Genomic DNA, 17390 nt, shown 5'->3' on the forward strand with positions numbered 1-17390 from the left:
GCACGGCCAGACCGCAGGCCCTCATGCTGCCACCTCGGTACGCTCAGCCACCCGCATCACCGCGCTGCGGGCGCGTGGGTTGGCCGCTACCTCGGCCTCACTGGGCTTGCTGCGCTCCAATGCCTTGAGCAGCATGGGCTTGGGCGCTGCAAAGGGCGCGCGCCGGTCGAACACTTCTTTGGAATGCTTGGCAATGAACTGCTTGACAATGCGGTCTTCCAGCGAATGGAAGCTGATCACCACCAAGCGGCCACCGGGTGCCAGCACCCGCAAGCTGGCCTCTAGCGCCTGCTCGAGCTCTTCAAGCTCGGCATTAATGAAAATCCGAAGAGCCTGGAATGTCCGCGTGGCAGGGTTTTGCCCAGCCTCGCGGGTCTTGACTGCGCCAGCCACGAGCTCGGCCAGATCGGCAGTGGTGGCGACTGGCGAGCCAGCCTCCCGCCGCGCAACAATCGCCTTTGCAATGGGCCCAGCAAACCGTTCTTCACCGAAGTCACGTATCACCTCCGCTATTTGCTGTGTTTCCGCCTCTTGCAACCACTCGGCCACGCTTTGGCCCCGGGTGGTATCCATGCGCATATCGAGCGGGCCAACGAAGCGGAAGCTGAAACCGCGCTCGGGACTGTCAATCTGCGGGGAGCTGACCCCCAGATCCAGCAATACGCCCGCCACCGAAGCAGCGGGCAATTGCGCCATGTGGCTAAAGCCCTCATGGCGAATGGAAAAACGGGGATCGGCGATCTTGCCCGCCTCGGCAATCGCCTCGACATCCTTGTCAAAAGCAATGAGCCGGCCCTGGGCCGGCATCTTGGACAGCACCAAGCGGGAGTGCCCGCCTCGGCCAAATGTCCCATCCACAAAGACCGGCTCGGTCTCTACCGCCGTCTGTAAAAGTGCGTCAACGGCCTCGTTCAGCAGGACCGTGGTGTGCAGGTAGTTATTGGTTTCCACATGCACCTCAGAATGCAAAGTTATCCAGGGCATCGGGCGGCAGATTCTGCAGGGCTTCCGCCTCCTGCTTCTCATAGGTCGCCTTGTCCCACAATTCAAAATGGCTGCCCATCCCCATCAGGATGGCATCCTTGCTGATGTTGGCGGCAGCGCGCAACTCGGGCGACACCAGCACACGGCCCGTGCCATCCATCTCCACATCCATGGCACTGCCCAAAAATATGCGTTTGAGCACTTGCTCACCCATCTTGACCTGCGCCATGCGGGCGCTGAAGAGCGCCCAGGCATCCTGCGGAAAAATCATCAGGCAACCATGGGGATGGCGGGTGATGGTCAAGGTCGCCCCCGGCTTCGTCAGCGCGTCGCGATGCCGGGTCGGTATCGATAACCGCCCCTTGGCATCAAGACTGAGTGAGGAAGCTCCTTGAAACACGGCGTGGACTCTGGTTGAGGTTTCGGAGGAAGACAAGTGCACTTTTTCCCACAAAACTGCACTTTTCCCCACTGTATCAGGAATTCCAGATGGCGCCACACTTCAACACAATGATTTGCAATGAAAATACAAGTAAATCAATAACTTATAACGTACTTCACGTAAAAACCGCTACGAAATTCTTCTTATTTGATAGGTACTTACAATCACCTCTATATCCAGACTCTGAGCTATCCACCGACGATAGGGGATATGAAATTCCATGTCATCTGTTACAAATGCAGTCCCTAGAACGGTGGGCTGCAAGTGGTGCCTGTCCCAAAAGCAAGTGCCCGCCAACTGGGGCGGGCACGGGGCGCAGGCTGGCCGAAGCCCGCTCTGAATGCTACAGAATGTAGCGCGACAAATCCTCGTTCTGGCTCAGCGACTGGAGCCGCTTATCCACATAGGCGGCATCAATGACCACGGTCTGCCCGTCCAGCTTGGTCGCATCAAAGCTGATCTCTTCAAGCAGGCGCTCCATCACCGTCGCCAGGCGGCGTGCGCCGATGTTCTCGGTGCGCTCGTTGACGTCAAAGGCGATACGGGCCAGGCGCGTAATGCCTTCGGCTTCAAACTGCAGCTTCACACCTTCGGTGGCCAACAAGGCCTCGTACTGCTTGATCAAAGAGGCATGGGTCTGCGTCAGAATCGCCTCGAAATCCTGCACCGACAGCGAACCCAGCTCCACCCGGATGGGGAAACGCCCCTGCAGCTCGGGAATCAGGTCGCTGGGCTTGGCCAGGTGAAACGCGCCCGAGGCAATGAACAGAATATGGTCGGTCTTCACAATGCCGTACTTGGTGGACACGGAAGTGCCCTCGACCAAGGGCAGCAGATCGCGCTGAACCCCTTGGCGCGAGACATCGCTGCCGCTGGTTTCCTGGCGCGTAGCGACCTTGTCGATCTCGTCGATGAAGACAATGCCGTTTTGCTCCAGATTCTCGATGGCGCGGGATTTGACATCGTCCTCGTTGACCAGCTTGGCAGCCTCTTCATCGGTGATGAGCTGCAGCGCTTCGCTGATCTTGAGCTTGCGGACCTTGCGCTTTTCCTGGCCCATTTGGCTGAACATGCCGCGCAACTGCTCGGCCATCTCTTCCATGCCCTGGGGGCCGGTAATCTCGATCTGGGGCTTGGCTTCGGCCACATCGATCTCGATCTCCTTGTCGCTCAGCTCGCCCTGGCGCAGCTTTTTGCGGAAGACCTGGCGCGTGCCGGTATCGGGCGCCGCCTCGCCAGTGCGGGCCGGTGGCAGCAACGCATCCAGAATGCGCTCTTCTGCCGCATCTTCCGCCCGGGCGCGCAGCTTTTTCACATCCGCTGCGCGGGTCTGCTTGACGGCCACTTCGGCCAGGTCGCGGATGATGGCATCCACATCCTTGCCCACATAGCCAACCTCGGTGAACTTGGTCGCCTCCACCTTGATGAAGGGCGCATCGGCCAGCTTGGCCAGGCGGCGTGCGATCTCGGTCTTGCCGACGCCGGTGGGGCCAATCATCAGAATGTTCTTGGGCGTGATTTCCTGGCGCAGGCCATCAGCGACCTGCTGGCGGCGCCAGCGGTTGCGCAGCGCTATCGCTACAGCGCGCTTGGCGTTGGCCTGGCCAACGATATGGTTGTCGAGTTCAGAAACAATTTCCTGGGGCGTCATCGAGGACATAAAGCAAAAATCCGGGTTAGCGCCAGCGAGGTGCGGGCGCTGCTGTCGATCAATCGAGGAGGATAGGTCTGTACACAGGGGGGCCAGCCGCGCCTACAAGGTCTCGATGGTGTGGTGCATATTGGTGTAGATACACAGCTCGCCGGCGATCGCCAGCGACTTGCGCACCACGTCTTCTGCCGACAGCTCGGTGTTGTTCAGCAGCGCCTTGGCGGCGGAATGCGCATAGGCCCCGCCCGATCCAATCGACACAATGCCCTGCTCGGGCTCCAGCACATCCCCATTGCCAGTGATGATCAGCGAGGCTGAATGGTCAGCGACGGCCAGCATGGCTTCAAGGCGGCGCAGCACCCGGTCGGTGCGCCAGTCCTTGGTCAACTCGATGGCTGCGCGGGTCAAATGGCCTTGGTGCTTGTCCAGCTTGGCCTCGAAGCGTTCAAACAAAGTAAAGGCATCGGCCGTGGCGCCAGCGAAGCCCGCCAGCACTTTGCCGCCATAGAGCTTGCGCACCTTGCGTGCAGTGCCCTTGACCACAATGTTGCCAAGCGTGACCTGGCCGTCGCCGCCGATGGCGACCTGGATGCCCTGCGGGGTTTCGCGCCGCACGCTGAGGATGGTTGTGCCGTGATACTGTTCCATAGTCCTGCCTATATAGAGCCGGGAGGCCGTTTTCCAAGGCACCGGCAGCGCGGCAGACGGAAAAAAACGCACCCGGGGGTGCGTTTTCGCCCAACACCGCTGCCAGCATCAGTTTTCGCGCTGGTTGACGATGGAGTGCTCGTTGATGCCGATCAGGTTGAAAAACACCGCATTGAGCCGGTGCAGGTTGCCAAAGCGCACCAGAACATTTTTTTGCTGGCATTCGGCCACCCAGTTCAGCACCGATCCGGCAGCGACAAAGTCGATGCGCATCAGCCGATCGCAGCGCACCGTGAAAGCCCGGCCAGGCTCCACCATGGGCGTGAAGGTGTCGAGCTGCTGAGACACATCTCCCTCGACAACCCCTTCAAGCACCGCCTGCGGGCTCTCAGCGACCAGCGACTTTCGCTCCGGCAGATCCAGCGCCAGCACCGAATCGTGCGCCACAGGCGCTCCTGAACGGGCACTGTCGCTGCTCATCTCCAGCTTGGGCGGCACCCAGGACGGCGGAGAGACTTCGTAGGTGATGCAGTAGTCCAGCGCTGCGGCTTCAAAATCCTGCTCCAGCTTCAGCACGCGCAGCAATGCCAGGCGCAGCGCCCAGCGGTCTTGCGCCACCTGCTTGTCACCCACGGGCGTCAGCGCCTCCAGCACCGACAGCAAATGGTCAGTGCCGACAAACACCACGCGCACCTCCGGCCTCTCGGCCCAGGCCCGGAACTGTGCAAGCAAAGGCTCTACCGCCTCGTCGCGCAGTTCGGTCACGCGGGACCAATTCAAGGTCCAAGGCGGCGCAAAGCGCTTGAGATTGCCCAGCAAGCCGCTGAGCGCTGCAGCGCTGAGCACCGGCGGTGCCTGCCAGTTCAGCAGCCGGGTTTCGGCACCCGGCGCCTCTGCGGTTTGCTGGGCCTTGGCGCCCAGCTCTTGCGGCATCGAAAACCACACCGGCGCGGAGCGGCCATATTTGCTGGCAAATTCAATGGCGTGGAAATCAAACTTGGTCTGGTCGCCCATGGCCCGGTACAGGTCAAACAAGGTCAGCCAAATCGTCAGCTGCCCCATCAGGTCGCCCTTGCGCTGCTGCACCAGCGCCAGCAGCGAGGCTTCCGCCCCAGCAGCATCGCCATTGGCAAACAGCACCGCCGCCTCTTCAAGATCCGTGTCATGGATAAAGCGCCCCGACTCCACCTGCGCATCGTAGGCGGCAGGGGGCAAGGTCGCGGGGGCGGCCATGCTGGCCGCAGGCGGGGCAGCGGCCACGGCTGGCTCGGCAACCAGGGGCTCTGCAGGCGCTGCCACAGGCGCGGCAGCCTCCTGCGGCGCCGCTTGCGCCGCTGCGGCCTGATTGGCTGCAGCAGCAGTGGCGGCATCGCCGGCCCACCATTGCTTGGACATCTGGCGCTCGATCTGGTTGATCTTCTCGATGGTGTGCGCAGGATGCGCAGGCTTGCCAGCTGCGGCCTGGGCGCCATCGGGCGCGACACCGGCTTCGAGCATCGCCGCTGAGCTGGCCGCGCTCAAGCCATCTACCCCAGAGGTGCTGGACTTGTTGGCTTCACGCCGTATTTTGCGCAGTTGGTCGAACTCCAGCTTGCGCACAAAATCATTGCGGCGCTTGCGCTCCATGATCTCCTTGAGCGCCTGCTTGGAAAACTGGGCTTCCGGATTCTCCGGCTCCGGCGTTTTGTCCAACTCCGACCACTGCGTGGTCGGCTTGGTTACAAAGCGCACCACCTTGGACAACAAACCCTTGTTTGGCTTGTGGGCCTCACTCATGGTTACTCCCTCCCCTTGCGTGTCCGGTGCGCTGCCTCAGCTTCAATCACCAAACATTTTTTGTTTCAATTCACGGCGCTGCTGCGCTTCCAGCGACAAGGTGGCCGTTGGACGGGCCAGCAGACGACCCACGCCAATGGGCTCGCCGGTCTCATCGCAGTAGCCATAATCGCCCGCATCGATGCGGGTGATCGACTGGTCGATCTTCTTCAGAAGCTTACGCTCCCGGTCACGCGTGCGCAAGACCAGTGCATGCTCTTCCTCAATGGTAGCGCGGTCTGCAGGATCAGGCACCACGACGGTATCTTCACGCAGGTTTTCCGTCGTGGCGTCGGCATTCATATGGATACCGGTCTTCAACTCCACCAGCTTCTTGCGAAAAAACGCCAGCTGGATGTCGTTCATGTATTCGCTCTCCGGCATCGACAGCACCTCATCGTCAGTGAGGGTGTCTACCGTCTTCGACTTCCAAGCATTGGCCAGCTTAGCGTCGCGTTTAGGGATAGTTGGCGTTGTGGTAGGCATAGTTCTCTCGACTGGCTAGCGCCGTTCTTACAGGCGACGGATGTCCGTCTCGTTACAAAAGAGGTGCCAAGCCCGACAGGCCCAGCTCCCCTGATCCACTGGCCCCAGCCCCATCGGGGCTCGGGCGCATCGGCGAAGTTGGGCGCGTGCCCGCTTTGCTGCATTTTGGGCCGCGATTGTATATGCCATCCATAGGGCCCAACAAGTGCGTGCAGCCCAGATGCAACGCGGGGTTTCCCGAAGCCCATCCCCCAGGCTGCACCTTGCGGCCGATCAGGCCTCCACGACGCACTGGTCCAGACCCTGTCGCAAGATGTCTTGCGGCAGGTCAATGCCGATGAACACCATCTTGCTTTGGCGGCGCTCGTCAGCGGCCCATTCTGGACCCAGGTCGCTGCCCATCAGCTGGTGCACGCCTTGGAAAATCACCTTGCGGTCGGTGCCCTTCATCGCCAGAACGCCCTTGTAGCGCAGCATGCGCGGGCCATAAATGTTCACAATGGCGCCCAAAAAGTCTTCCAGCTTGGCCGGGTCAAAGGCCTTGTCCGCACGGTAGACAAAGCTTTTCACATCGTCGTCATGGTGGTGGTGGTGCGGATGGTTGCAGTGCTCGCCATGCACGTGTTCGTCGCCATGGTCGTGGCCGCAGTTTTCGTCATGCACATGGCCGTGGTCATGGTCGTGACCGCAGTTCTCATCGTGAACATGGCCATGGTCGTGCTCGTCTTCCTTGAGGAAGTCGGGATCGATATTCAAGGTGGCATTCAGATTGAAGCCACGCAGATCCAGCACATCCTTCAGCGGCACATCGCCAAAATGCACGGCACGGATAGGCGCACGCGGGTTCATGTGCTTGAGGCGGTGGATCAGCGCATCCTTGTCGGCCTCGCTCACCAGGTCGGTCTTGGACAGGAAAATCTGGTCGGCAAAGCCGACTTGGCGACGCGCCTCCTGGCGGGTATCGAGCTGCTGGCCCGCGTGTTTGGCATCCACCAGGGTGATGATCGAGTCGATCAAATAGGTTTCCGCAATCTCTTCGTCCATGAAGAAGGTCTGCGCCACGGGGCCGGGGTCTGCCAGGCCGGTGGTTTCGATCACGATGCGCTCAAAATCCACCAGGCCCTTGCGGCGTTTGGCGGCCAACAGCTGCAGCGCTTCACGCAGGTCTTCACGGATGGTGCAGCAGATGCAGCCATTGCTCATCTGCAGAATTTGTTCCTTGGACTCTGTCTTGAGGATATCGGTGTCGATGTTCTCTTCACCGAACTCGTTCTCGATCACGGCAATCTTCATGCCGTGCGACTCATGCAGCACACGCTTGAGCAGCGTGGTTTTGCCCGAACCCAAAAAACCCGTGAGGATGGTGACTGGAATGAGTGACATAGAACCCCTGATAGTTACACAAAAGGCAGCAGCCACAAGCCGCGCCCTGCGCAGACTTGCCCGTCCACCGGCCCTGCAGCCAAATTGCAGGCCTTTGTATCAAACACCGTTATGTGAGGCCATGCCAGGCAATATCAAGACACCGGCAGGTAAATTCTGCTGGCATGCAAACAGCCGGCTATTGTGGCACGGTTTGCAGGGCAGACTGCCTCTGGTCTTGCCAGCGATCAGCCCCTGTGCCAGCGGCCAAAGAATGCTATCAAAAAAGCAGCAAGAATGCCGCTGCAATGCGCCTGCGCAAGCCCAATGCCTGGCGATGTCAGAAGCGCTCATACCCTTGCAGATAGCGCCACTGCCCCTGGGGCAGCTTGCCCAGAGAAATGCGGCCGATCCGCAAGCGTTTGAGCCCCACCAGCTCCAAACCCAGAGCCGCGCAGATGCTGGCCAACCACTCGGGCGCGACGCGCTTGAGCGCAAAGCGCAAATGGGTTTCATTCTGCCAACTGGCCTTGAGAGGCGGCAGGCGGTCACCGTCGATATACAGGCCATTGGCCAGCAAGGCCAGGCCATCGTCGATGATCTGGCCACGCACCTCGGCGAGAAACTCCTGCTCGATCAGACCGGCATCCTCCGTCAGATGGCGGAGGATGCGTGCATCCTGGCTGTAGACCACCAAGCCGCTGGCGGCGCGGGGCATGGGCAGCACAAACTGCTGGTGGCGAAAATGGCGTGCCACCGGCACCATCGGCTGGGGCGTATCCACATCCGCCAGATGCGCGGGCACCAGAAGGTCCAGCGCACTGGCGCCCTCGCGCCCCGGCTCTACCGGGCGCAGGCTGTAGCCTGCGGGTTTGTGCAGCAACAAGGTAACGGCCTGGATCGGGCGCAGATGGGCACCCGGCTGCAAGGCCACGGCCTGGCCCGGCAGCACACGGGCGCCGGGTGTGTCCTGCACCTGGCCATCCACCGTGACAAAACCGGCGTCAATGTAGTGCTCGGCCTCGGCGCGCGAGCAACCGATGTCGCTCGCCAGGCGCTTGGACAGGCGGATGGCTTGGGGGTCTAGAGCTTGCATGGGGCAGCAAATCTGCGGCTTGGCACGACAGTGCGCCATCCGCTCCTTAAAAAATAGCAAAAGCCCTGCATTCGCAGAGCGCAAACGCTATTTTAATCGCCTGCCATGGCTTGCGCTCCGCCGCAGCCCTTCACGGCCTGCCTGCAGGCACTCAAGCCGGTGCAAAACGCAGGCGAAACCGTGCCCCGCCTCCGGGCGCGCTTTCCGCATACGCCACCCCGCCTTGCAGTTCGGTCAGCGCATGGACAATGGACAGCCCCAGCCCCGAGCCCTCTCTTTTGCGGCGGCCCGGCGCCATCGCAAAACGCCTGAAGGGATGCGTGCGCAGCTCCGGCGGCAGGCCCGGCCCGGCATCGCTGACCAGCAGCTCGACCCAGATGTGCCCTTGCCCATCACGCATGGGGCGCACCTCCACCTCCAGCCAGCGGCCGCTGGCCGCATGGCGCACGGCATTGCCCACCAGGTTGGCAATGATCTGGCGCATGCGCAAAGGGTCGGCGCGGATGGCGCTGACGGCATCATCCTCAGGCAGCACCTGCGACAGCGCCATCTCGGCCAGTTGCAACTGAGGCTGCAGCTCCTGCAGACTCTCGCGCACCAGCGCACCCAGGCTCAGGCGCTCCTTGCGCAGCGACATTTCACCGGCCTCGGCCATGGCCAGGGTGTGCAAATCATCGATCAAGCGGCCCAGATGCTCGGTCTGCGCCAGCAGCAGCCTAAACTCCAGCTCGCTGGGCGCGATAACGCCATCGCACAGCGCATGCAAATGGGTCTTGAGCACCGACAAGGGCGTGCGCAGCTCATGCGAGATGGACGCCGCCGAGGCCTGGCGCTCGGCATTGAGTTTTTGCAGCGCATCGATCATGGCATTGAAGGTATGCACCACCTCCTTCAACTCCCCATGCGCGCCCTCTTCGACCACACGCGTCGAGCTGAAATCCCCATGCGCCACGCGCTGCGCCACCTCCACCATCGACGCCAGCGGCCGCGTGATATAGCGCGAGACGAAAAAGCCCATGGCCAGGCCAAACGGCAGGCAGACCAGCAGGCCAATGAACAGCGACACCTGCTCGCCAAAGAACACCTCGCCACGCCAGTACTCGCCATAGATCTGCATGGCGCGCGGGCTGTTGTCCATGTCCCGGTCCATGAGATCGTCCAGCTCCACGCGCACGGACTCGGGCAGGCTTTGGTAGAACTGGTTGTACTGCACTGCATTGAAGGCCCAGGCGCAGGCGCTGAGCAGCGCAATGGTGCTGAGCAGGGTGCCGGCAATCCAGAAGCCAAAGCGCACCCAGATGCGGTTCAGTCCCCGGGCCATAGGCGGTACCCAATGCTGCGCACGGTCTCGATCAGCTCCTCCTGGCCTGCCAGCTGCAGTTTGCGGCGCAGCTTGGACAGGTGCGAGTCAATCACCCGCTCCAGCGCGTCGCTCTCGGGCAAGCAATGCTCGATCAGCTGCGCACGCGAAAAACAACGCCGCGGCTGCGATGCCAGCAGGGCCAGCAGCCGAAATTCGGTCAGGGTCAGCGGCAGCGGCGTGGCCATGCCTTGCGCGTCATACACGCGGGCGCTGTGCGCGTCCGGGCTGATCTCCAGCGCCCCGACCCGGATCGGCGCCATGGGCGCAGACGCGGCCTTGGGCTGGCTGCGGCGCAACACGGCCCGCACCCGCGCCACCACCTCGGCCGGATTAAAAGGCTTGACCACATAGTCATCCGCCCCCAGGCGCAAAGCCACCAGCTTGTCCACATCGTCGGCCAGCGCGGTCACCATGATCACCGGCGTCTGGCCCTGATCCCGGATAAAGCGCAGCACATCGACACCGTCCATGCCAGGCAAGTGAATATCGAGCAGCACCAGATCGGGCTGGTGCTGGCGAAAAAGCTGCACGGCCTGCTCACCATCGCGCGCATGCAGGCTGCGCAGGCCGTCGCGCTCCAGGTAGGCGACAAGAATCGTGGCGATTCCCGGCTCATCCTCCACGACGAGCACCAGCGGAACCGCCACCGGTGGAGTGGGTAGTTTCATCGCGGACTGCTTCCAAAAATAGGGGCATGCGGCACAGCCTCAAAGGCGCGCACACGCTGTTGAAACAAGCCATTATGACCGTGCTGCCAGCCGGTTGCACGCCCTTGCCGCCTCCATGTTTTCTCCATCATTTGTGCAAGCTTGCGCAAGCTTGGCGGGTTTGAATCAAGCGCATATTTGTCCCGCCTATGCGGTCTGGCCACTGCGGTCAACACCGGCCTTGAACCGACTCCATTGCACGTGAAACCCCTGTTCTGCAAAACACTGCTGCTGCTTGCCCCTGCTGCTTTGCTGGCCGGCTGCATGACGCCGCCGCAACCCCCGCTTGACCAAGACACCCCTGCGCAGTGGCGCCAGGCGGTCAGTGCAGGGGTCGATGCGCGCACCATCCGGGCTGCCGATTTGGCCAGCTGGTGGACGCTGCTGGCCGATCCGGCGCTGAACGCGCTGGTCGAGCAGGCCCTGGCCCAGAACCTGGACCTGGCCCAAGCGCTGGGCAGGCTCCAGGCGCAGCGCATTTTGCTGGGCATTGCCACTGCCGCCTACAAACCAGAAGTCAGCGCAGGCGTGCGGACCTTGCAAGACGTGGCCGCGCTGGACTCCTACTTCCATGCCAGCCTGGACGTGAGCTGGAACCCCGGCCTGTTTGGCGCCTATGAATCGAGCACGCTCGATGGCCAGGCGCAGCTGCTCAATGCCCAGGCACAGCTGCAGGCGGCCCAGGTCCAGCTGATCGCCAACGTGGTGCAGCGCTATCTGGAAATCCGTGTCGCACAGCAGCAGCGCTTTTGGCTGACGCAGCAGCAGCAACTGGACGCACGCCGCCAGCAGCTGCAGCAGCTGCGCGTGCAGCAGCACATCGGCAGCGCCGATCTGGTGCAGCAAGCCAGCCTGGAGCTGGCCCGCAGCCGCAGCCAGGAGGCAGACCTGCAACACCACCAGGCACGCGCAGCGCATGCACTGGCCGCGCTGCTGGGCCGCAGCGAACCCGATGGTGCCTGGTTGGCCCCCTCCTCGGCGCCCTCGCTGCCCGCCACCGCCGGGCTGAACCTGCAGGTGCTGCCCGCTGAGCTGCTGCGCCACCGCCCCGCCATCCTGGCGGCCGAAGCCGGTGTGCAGCGCGCCGCAGCCGCTGCCGGCCTGTCGCACTCGGCCCTGTATCCACGCTTTGCGTTGGGCGGCTCACTGCTCTACTCCTACAACCTGACGCAAAACCGGCGCTCCAGCTCCAACCACGTGCCCATGCTGGGCCCGGTGATCGACATCCCCCTGCTCGACTGGGGCCGCAGGCGCGCACAGGCCGATGCGGACGAGGTGCAGATGAACAACGCCGTCAAGGCATACCGGCAAAGCGTTCTGGACGGCATTGCCGAGGTGGAAACCGCGCTGGCGGGCCTGGCCGCCCAGCAGCAACGCCAGCAGTCGCTGGACACCCAAACCAGCTTGCTGCGCACACGCGCCCAGCAGTTGCAGCGCCGCCAGCAGCTGGGCCTGGCCAGCGAGCTCGACGCCATGGAGCCGCGCCGCCTGCTGCTGCTGCAGCAAAGCCAGCAAGGCGTCGCCCAGGCGGCGCAGGCACTGGCCTGGGTGACGCTGTTCCAGGCCCTGGGTGGCGCCCCCCTGCCGCAGCAAGCCCTGCCTGGCGCAACCGGGCCCCTGCCATGATTGCCCTGGCACGCAAAACCCTAGTCTACGAATGGCGCCGCTTTGTGCCCTCGGTCTTTGCCGTGGGCTTTGCCGGTGTGTTGCTGGTCATGCAGGCGGCGCTGGTGCTGGGTATTTTCAGCTCGGCTGCCATTTACATCACGGCCAGCTCTGCCGACCTGTGGGTGGGCTACCCCGGCACACAAAGCGTGAACTTCGGCCGCAACATCGGCCCCGATGTGGAAATGCGCCTGCGCACGGACCCGGATATCCGGGCCGTCGAGCCCTTCGTCTGGGTGGATGGCGACTGGCGTGCCAGCCAGGGCGCTGGCCAGACCGTGGGCGCGGTATCGGTCTACCTCTCGGGCATCTCCACCAGCAATACCGCCATGATGTTCGACCGCGTGATTGCGCCATGGCAGCGCAAGCTGCTGCGCGAACCCGGTGCCGTCATTGTTGACCGCGCCGACCTGGACAACCTCGCTAGCAGCGAAGGCGGCACCGCCTGGATCAACAACCAGCGCGTGCGGATCGTGGCCGCCGTCGATGGCCTGCGTGGCCTGGGCGGCATCAATGTGCTGGCATCGCTGGAGAGCGCCCACCAGATCGCAGGCAGCTCGCCCAACCAGGGCAGCACCTATCTGCTGGCCCGGGTGCGCAAAGGCGCCGACAGCCATACTGTGCAGCAGCGCTTGAGCAGCGAAGCCCGCAGTTTTGGCCCACACGAGGTCTGGACCGCCAGTGCCTTTGCGCACCGTTCGCAGCGTTACTGGATGCTCGATACCGGCGCCGGCGCAGGTGTGCTGTTCATGGCCGTGGTCGTGTGCCTGGTGGGCGCCGTTGTCACCAGCCAGTCGCTCAAAAGCGTGGTGGCGGGCTCGGTGCGCGAATACGCGGTGCTCAATGCCCTGGGCGTGAGCCGTGCCGCACTGGGCCGAATTGTGGTGGAGCAGGCCTGCTGGATCGGTGCTGCCGGCCTGCTGCTCACCAGCATCGCCAGCCTGGCCCTGGTCTCGGTGGCGCAGATCTACCGGGTGCCTGTTGCACTCAACCTGCAAGCCGTGCTTGCCTGCGCTGCCTTGGTCGCCACCTTGGCCCTGTTGTCCGGCCTGGGTGCCATGCGCGTGCTGCTGCGCACCGACCCGGCCACCTTGCTGCGCTGAAAGACCTGCCCATGCCCACCAGCGCCCTCTCCCCACCCAGCCTGCAGGCCGTTGGCTTGCGCAAGACCTATGTCTCGGGCGCTATCCGCGTCCAGGTCCTGCAAGACCTGTCGGTGGATTTGTACTCCGGCGAGCTGACCTTGATCTCCGGTCCCTCGGGCTGCGGCAAAAGCACCTTGCTGTCCCTGCTCTCAGGCCTGCTCACCCCGGACCAGGGTGAGACCTTCGCCCTGGGCCAGAACCTGACGACCATGCCCCCCCGCGAGATGGAACGCTTTCGGCTGTTGCATACCGGCTTTGTGTTCCAGGGTTTCAACCTGTTTCCGGCGCTGACGGCCCTGGAGCAGGTGCAACTGCCGCTGGGCTACCTGGGCATACGGCGCAGCGAATCGCTGCGCCGCGCGCAGGACGCCCTCGAAGAAGTCGGCCTCACCCACCGCGCCCATATGCGGCCCGCCGAGCTGTCTGGCGGCGAGAAGCAACGCGTGGCCATTGCCCGAGCCCTGGCCAAGGCGCCCCAGCTTTTGTTTGCCGACGAGCCGACCAGCGCGCTGGATGCCGAAAGCGGCCAGCGCGTGATCGACATCCTCCATCGCGTTGCACGCAGCCACGGCAGCACCGTGCTGTGCGTCAGCCACGATCCGCGTCTGGTCGGCCACGCCGACCGGGTGCTGGACATGGAAGACGGCGCCGTGTACCGCGACCGACGCCAACCCACCGTGATAGAGAACTAAGCCGTGACCAAGACCTCCCCCACCCCTTTGTCTTCGCCGCATGCATGGCTGGCGCTGGGCCTGATCGGCATGGCAGCGCTGGGCTTGGTGGCATGCACGCCAGCCGCCGACAGCCCGCCTGTCAATACGGCCACCCAGCAGCAAAACCGCTCCCCGGTTGCCGTCGCCAGAGGAAAAATCGAAGTCGATGGCGGCCTGCTGAACCTGGCCAGCGCCATCGATGGCACGGTGCAGAAGGTCGCCGTCCGCGAGGGCCAGCAGGTGCAGGCCGGCCAGCTGCTGCTGAAAATCAACGACCAAGACCTGCGTGCCGAACTGGCCGTGGCCCAGTCTGCGCACCAACTGGCCCAGGCCAAGCACAAGGCGCAGGCTGCCAGGCTGCCGGCGCTGCAAACCCAGCTCAAGCGTTTGCAGGCCGCTGCACGCGATGGCGCCGCTGACATGCAGGAGGTCGACAACGCGCAGACCGCGCTGCGCAATGCGCAATCAGAGGCCGATGTAGCGCAGGCCGAGGTACAGCTGGCCCAGGCCAAAACGCAACAGTTGCGCGACCGCCAGCGCCTCTACCAGCTGAGCGCCCCGGAGGCAGCCACCGTGGTGCACCTGCATGCCCAGGTCGGCAGCCAGGTGCACACCAACCAGGCGACGATGCGTTTGCTGCCGCAGCGCCCGCTGCGCATACGGGCAGAGCTCAACGAGAGCTTTGCCGGCGCGGTGCAAAAGGGCATGCGCGCCACGGTGGTGCTCGACAACGACAGCGCCACCCCACTGCCCGAGGCCCGGGTGCTGCGCATCAACCCCATGTTTGGGCCCTCGGCGTTGCAGGACGATGCGCAGCGCGGGACGCTGCGCGTCGTCGAATGCGTGCTGGAATTTGAGGCCCCACCCGACAACCTGCGTGTGGGCCAGAACGTGAGAGTGAGCTTCCATGAATAAACACATCCTTTGGCAAGCGCCCGCTTGCCGCAACGCGGCCGGCTGGATGGTCCAGTCCGATTTTGACGGCACGATCAGCGTGGTCGATGTCACCGACAGCTTGCTGCAGCGTTTTGGCATGGCCGGCTGGACCGCCTTGGAAGCCGCCTGGGAGCGGGGCGACATCGGCTCGCGCGCCTGCATGCAAGGCCAGGTGGCGCTGCTGGACATGAGCCAGCAAGAGCTGGATGCGCACCTGGACGGCATTGCCATCGACCCCGGTTTTGCCGGCTTTGCACAAGCGGCACAGGCCCTGGGCCTGCAGGTGCAAGTGGTCAGCGACGGCATCGACTACGCCATCCAGCATGTGCTGGCGCGCCACGGCCTGGGCCACCTGGAGGTGGTGGCCAACCGCCTGGTGCAGTTGGACACCCGCCGCTGGGCACTGGATTCGCCCTGGGCCAGCCCGCACTGCAAACGCGCCAGCGGCAACTGCAAATGTGAGCGCCTGGCCGCGCAGCATACCCAGGCTACGCGGGTACTCTATGTGGGCGACAGCAGCTCGGATTTCTGCGTCTCGCACCAGGCCGACTATGTGTTCGCCAAGTACCGGCTGATCGACCACTGCGAGCGCCATGGCATTGCCCATGCGCCTTTTCACAGCTTCAGCGATGCCACGCCCTTGCTGACGCAGTTCATGCAGCAGCAGGAGATCGCGGCATGAGTTCCGCCCTCGATATGCTGTGTCTAACGCCCCATGAATTCGTCATGCCGGGCTCCGGCGCCGCCGCGCGTACCGGCGTACTGCTGGTGCATGGCCTGACCGGCACCCCGGCCGAAATGCGCTTGCTCGCCAAGGGCCTCAACCGCGAGGGCTTTACCGTCTATGCGGTGCAACTGGCCGGCCACTGCGGCAGCATGCAGGACCTGGTCCGCACCCGCTGGACCGACTGGCTGGCCAGTGTGCAGTCCGCATTGCTGCGCTTTGCCCCGCATGTCGACCGGGTGGTGGTGGGTGGCCTGTCGATGGGGGCCTTGCTGTCGCTCGCGGTGGCCGCCTCGCATCCGCGCCAGGTGGCAGGGGTGGCGGCGCTGTCCACCACCTTCCGCTATGACGGCTGGAGCATTCCGCGCTACACCAAGCTGGCCTTTCTACTGCCGCTTTTTCGCCTGTTGGGCATTGGCCGCCACCGCGTGTTCATGGAAGCGCCGCCCTATGGCATCAAGGACGAGGCCTTGCGCGCAAGGGTGGTCGCACAAATGCACAGCGGCGACAGCGCTGCGGCCGGCCTGCCCGGCAACCCCTGGTGGTCCATCATCGAGCTGCGCCGGCTCTCTGCCCATGTCCGCGCCCACCTGCCTGATTTGCGTGCCCCCTGTCTGGCCATCCACGCTAGAGAGGACGATATCTCCCACCTCTCCAATGCCCAGGACATTGCCACCGGCGCGGTCCATGCGCAGGTCGAGGTCGTGCTGCTGGACAACTGCTACCACATGATCACCATCGACCGCGAGCGCCGCACGGTGATCGCCAAGGTGCATGACTTTGTGGTTCGCATTGGCGGCACGCCAGCACAGGCGGCCGCATATGGGCAGTGAGATCACGCCCCTGGTGATCAGCCTGTGGCTGATCAATGTGCTGGTCGACAGCGGCGGGCAGTTGGCCTTCAAGGCCGCTGCCAGCCAGACCCCGAGCACGGCCACCGGCATGGCGCACTGGCGCTTCATGATGGCGCGGCCCTGGATCTGGATCGGCGGGGCCTGCTACGTGGTTGAATTTATCGCCTGGCTGGCCTTCTTGTCGCTGGTACCGCTGTCCGACGGCGTGCTGCTGGGCAGCATCAATATCGTGGCCATCATGGTGGCCGGGCGCCTCTTTTTCCAGGAAAAGCTGGCACCCATGCGGGTAGCGGGCATCGTGCTGGTCTCCATCGGCGTGGCCGTGGTGGGCCTCAAGGGGTGATGGCATGAAGCGCTTCTACATCGTGGGCTTTCTGGTGCTGATGGCCTTCGACACCCTGGCCCAGCTGAGCTTCAAGAAAGCGGGCGATGCCGCACTGCCGCTGGAGTTCAGCCCTTCATGGCTCTGGCGGGTGTTTGCCCAGCCCTGGATCTATGGCGCCTTGATCGGCTATATCGGCGCCTTCTTCACCTGGATGCATCTGCTGCGGCGCGCGCCTGTCGGCCCCGCTTTTGCCGCCTCGCACCTGGAGATCATCTCCGTGATGGTGCTGTCCCATTACCTGTTCCAGGAGAACATCGGCATGCCTCAGATACTGGGCTGCGTATTCATCGTTGCCGGCATTGCCTGCCTGGCGATGAGCGAAGCCCAGGACCATGGCGCCGCCGAGCCTACTGACCCGGCAGACAGGGCTGGGGGCGCCAGCGCGCCCGCACGCTGATGGCATTGACCGGCCAG

General features: G+C 63.6%; 18 protein-coding genes. 8 read left to right on the plus strand and 10 right to left on the minus strand.

Translation table 11 applies throughout. The annotated features are described in order from the left end of the window. Positions 1-21: 21 nt before the first annotated feature. The 10 genes from rsmH to M2375_RS03135 all read right to left on the minus strand — a co-directional run bounded on the left by rsmH (position 22) and on the right by M2375_RS03135 (position 10515). Complete coding sequence (gene rsmH, locus M2375_RS03090) at positions 22-951, minus strand: 16S rRNA (cytosine(1402)-N(4))-methyltransferase RsmH (RefSeq protein ID WP_259163855.1); 930 nt, start codon at positions 949-951, stop codon at positions 22-24. A 7-nt stretch (positions 952-958) separates the two neighbouring features. Continuing rightward, complete coding sequence (gene mraZ, locus M2375_RS03095; RefSeq protein ID WP_259163971.1) at positions 959-1384, minus strand: division/cell wall cluster transcriptional repressor MraZ; 426 nt, start codon at positions 1382-1384, stop codon at positions 959-961. A 385-nt stretch (positions 1385-1769) separates the two neighbouring features. Further along, the gene (hslU, locus tag M2375_RS03100) at positions 1770-3086 is read right to left on the minus strand and encodes an ATP-dependent protease ATPase subunit HslU (protein WP_259163856.1); all 1317 of its coding nucleotides are present in this window, start codon (positions 3084-3086) and stop codon (positions 1770-1772) included. A gap of 93 nt (positions 3087-3179) precedes the next feature. Further along, positions 3180-3725, minus strand: coding sequence for an ATP-dependent protease subunit HslV (gene hslV, locus M2375_RS03105; RefSeq protein WP_182325545.1), 546 nt, complete (start codon positions 3723-3725; stop codon positions 3180-3182). A gap of 108 nt (positions 3726-3833) precedes the next feature. Beyond that, the gene (locus M2375_RS03110) at positions 3834-5501 is read right to left on the minus strand and encodes a hypothetical protein (protein ID WP_259163857.1); all 1668 of its coding nucleotides are present in this window, start codon (positions 5499-5501) and stop codon (positions 3834-3836) included. A gap of 42 nt (positions 5502-5543) precedes the next feature. Next, on the minus strand, positions 5544-6026 hold the full coding sequence (dksA, locus tag M2375_RS03115; protein WP_259163858.1) for an RNA polymerase-binding protein DksA: 483 nt from the start codon (positions 6024-6026) through the stop codon (positions 5544-5546). Between the two features lie 273 nt (positions 6027-6299). Next, the gene (locus M2375_RS03120) at positions 6300-7409 is read right to left on the minus strand and encodes a GTP-binding protein (protein WP_259163861.1); all 1110 of its coding nucleotides are present in this window, start codon (positions 7407-7409) and stop codon (positions 6300-6302) included. A 319-nt stretch (positions 7410-7728) separates the two neighbouring features. Further along, entirely contained in the window at positions 7729-8484 is a 756-nt protein-coding gene (locus M2375_RS03125) for an RNA pseudouridine synthase (RefSeq protein WP_259163863.1), read from the minus strand. 151 nt (positions 8485-8635) lie between these two features. Next, positions 8636-9805, minus strand: a complete 1170-nt coding sequence (locus M2375_RS03130; protein WP_259163865.1) for a sensor histidine kinase KdpD — start codon at positions 9803-9805, stop codon at positions 8636-8638. Then, complete coding sequence (locus tag M2375_RS03135) at positions 9790-10515, minus strand: response regulator (RefSeq protein ID WP_259163866.1); 726 nt, start codon at positions 10513-10515, stop codon at positions 9790-9792. Before M2375_RS03135 ends, M2375_RS03130 begins: the two co-directional genes overlap by 16 nt. Before the next feature lie 240 nt (positions 10516-10755). Between M2375_RS03135 and M2375_RS03140 the strand changes: the two genes are divergently transcribed. The 8 genes from M2375_RS03140 to M2375_RS03175 are packed head-to-tail and all read left to right on the plus strand — an operon-like array spanning position 10756 to position 17373. Next, on the plus strand, positions 10756-12180 hold the full coding sequence (locus M2375_RS03140) for a TolC family protein (RefSeq protein ID WP_259163867.1): 1425 nt from the start codon (positions 10756-10758) through the stop codon (positions 12178-12180). After that, positions 12177-13322, plus strand: coding sequence for an ABC transporter permease (locus M2375_RS03145; protein WP_259163868.1), 1146 nt, complete (start codon positions 12177-12179; stop codon positions 13320-13322). Before M2375_RS03140 ends, M2375_RS03145 begins: the two co-directional genes overlap by 4 nt. Positions 13323-13333: 11 nt before the next feature. Then, the gene (locus M2375_RS03150) at positions 13334-14056 is read left to right on the plus strand and encodes an ABC transporter ATP-binding protein (protein ID WP_259163869.1); all 723 of its coding nucleotides are present in this window, start codon (positions 13334-13336) and stop codon (positions 14054-14056) included. 3 nt (positions 14057-14059) lie between these two features. Then, a complete protein-coding gene (locus tag M2375_RS03155; protein WP_259163870.1) occupies positions 14060-14992 on the plus strand; it encodes an HlyD family efflux transporter periplasmic adaptor subunit in 933 nt (310 codons plus the stop codon). Beyond that, positions 14985-15695 (plus strand): MtnX-like HAD-IB family phosphatase, encoded by a 711-nt coding sequence (locus M2375_RS03160; RefSeq protein ID WP_259163871.1) that lies wholly within the window; start codon positions 14985-14987, stop codon positions 15693-15695. The genes M2375_RS03155 and M2375_RS03160 overlap by 8 nt, the downstream gene beginning before the upstream one ends. Further along, the gene (locus tag M2375_RS03165; RefSeq protein WP_259163872.1) at positions 15692-16570 is read left to right on the plus strand and encodes a carboxylesterase; all 879 of its coding nucleotides are present in this window, start codon (positions 15692-15694) and stop codon (positions 16568-16570) included. The genes M2375_RS03160 and M2375_RS03165 overlap by 4 nt, the downstream gene beginning before the upstream one ends. Next, entirely contained in the window at positions 16560-16934 is a 375-nt protein-coding gene (locus M2375_RS03170) for a hypothetical protein (RefSeq protein ID WP_259163874.1), read from the plus strand. Before M2375_RS03165 ends, M2375_RS03170 begins: the two co-directional genes overlap by 11 nt. A 4-nt stretch (positions 16935-16938) precedes the next feature. After that, positions 16939-17373, plus strand: coding sequence for a DMT family transporter (locus M2375_RS03175; protein WP_259163877.1), 435 nt, complete (start codon positions 16939-16941; stop codon positions 17371-17373). Positions 17374-17390: the final 17 nt, after the last annotated feature.

Source organism: Comamonas sp. BIGb0152, assembly GCF_024809975.1.
Lineage (GTDB): Bacteria > Pseudomonadota > Gammaproteobacteria > Burkholderiales > Burkholderiaceae_C > Comamonas.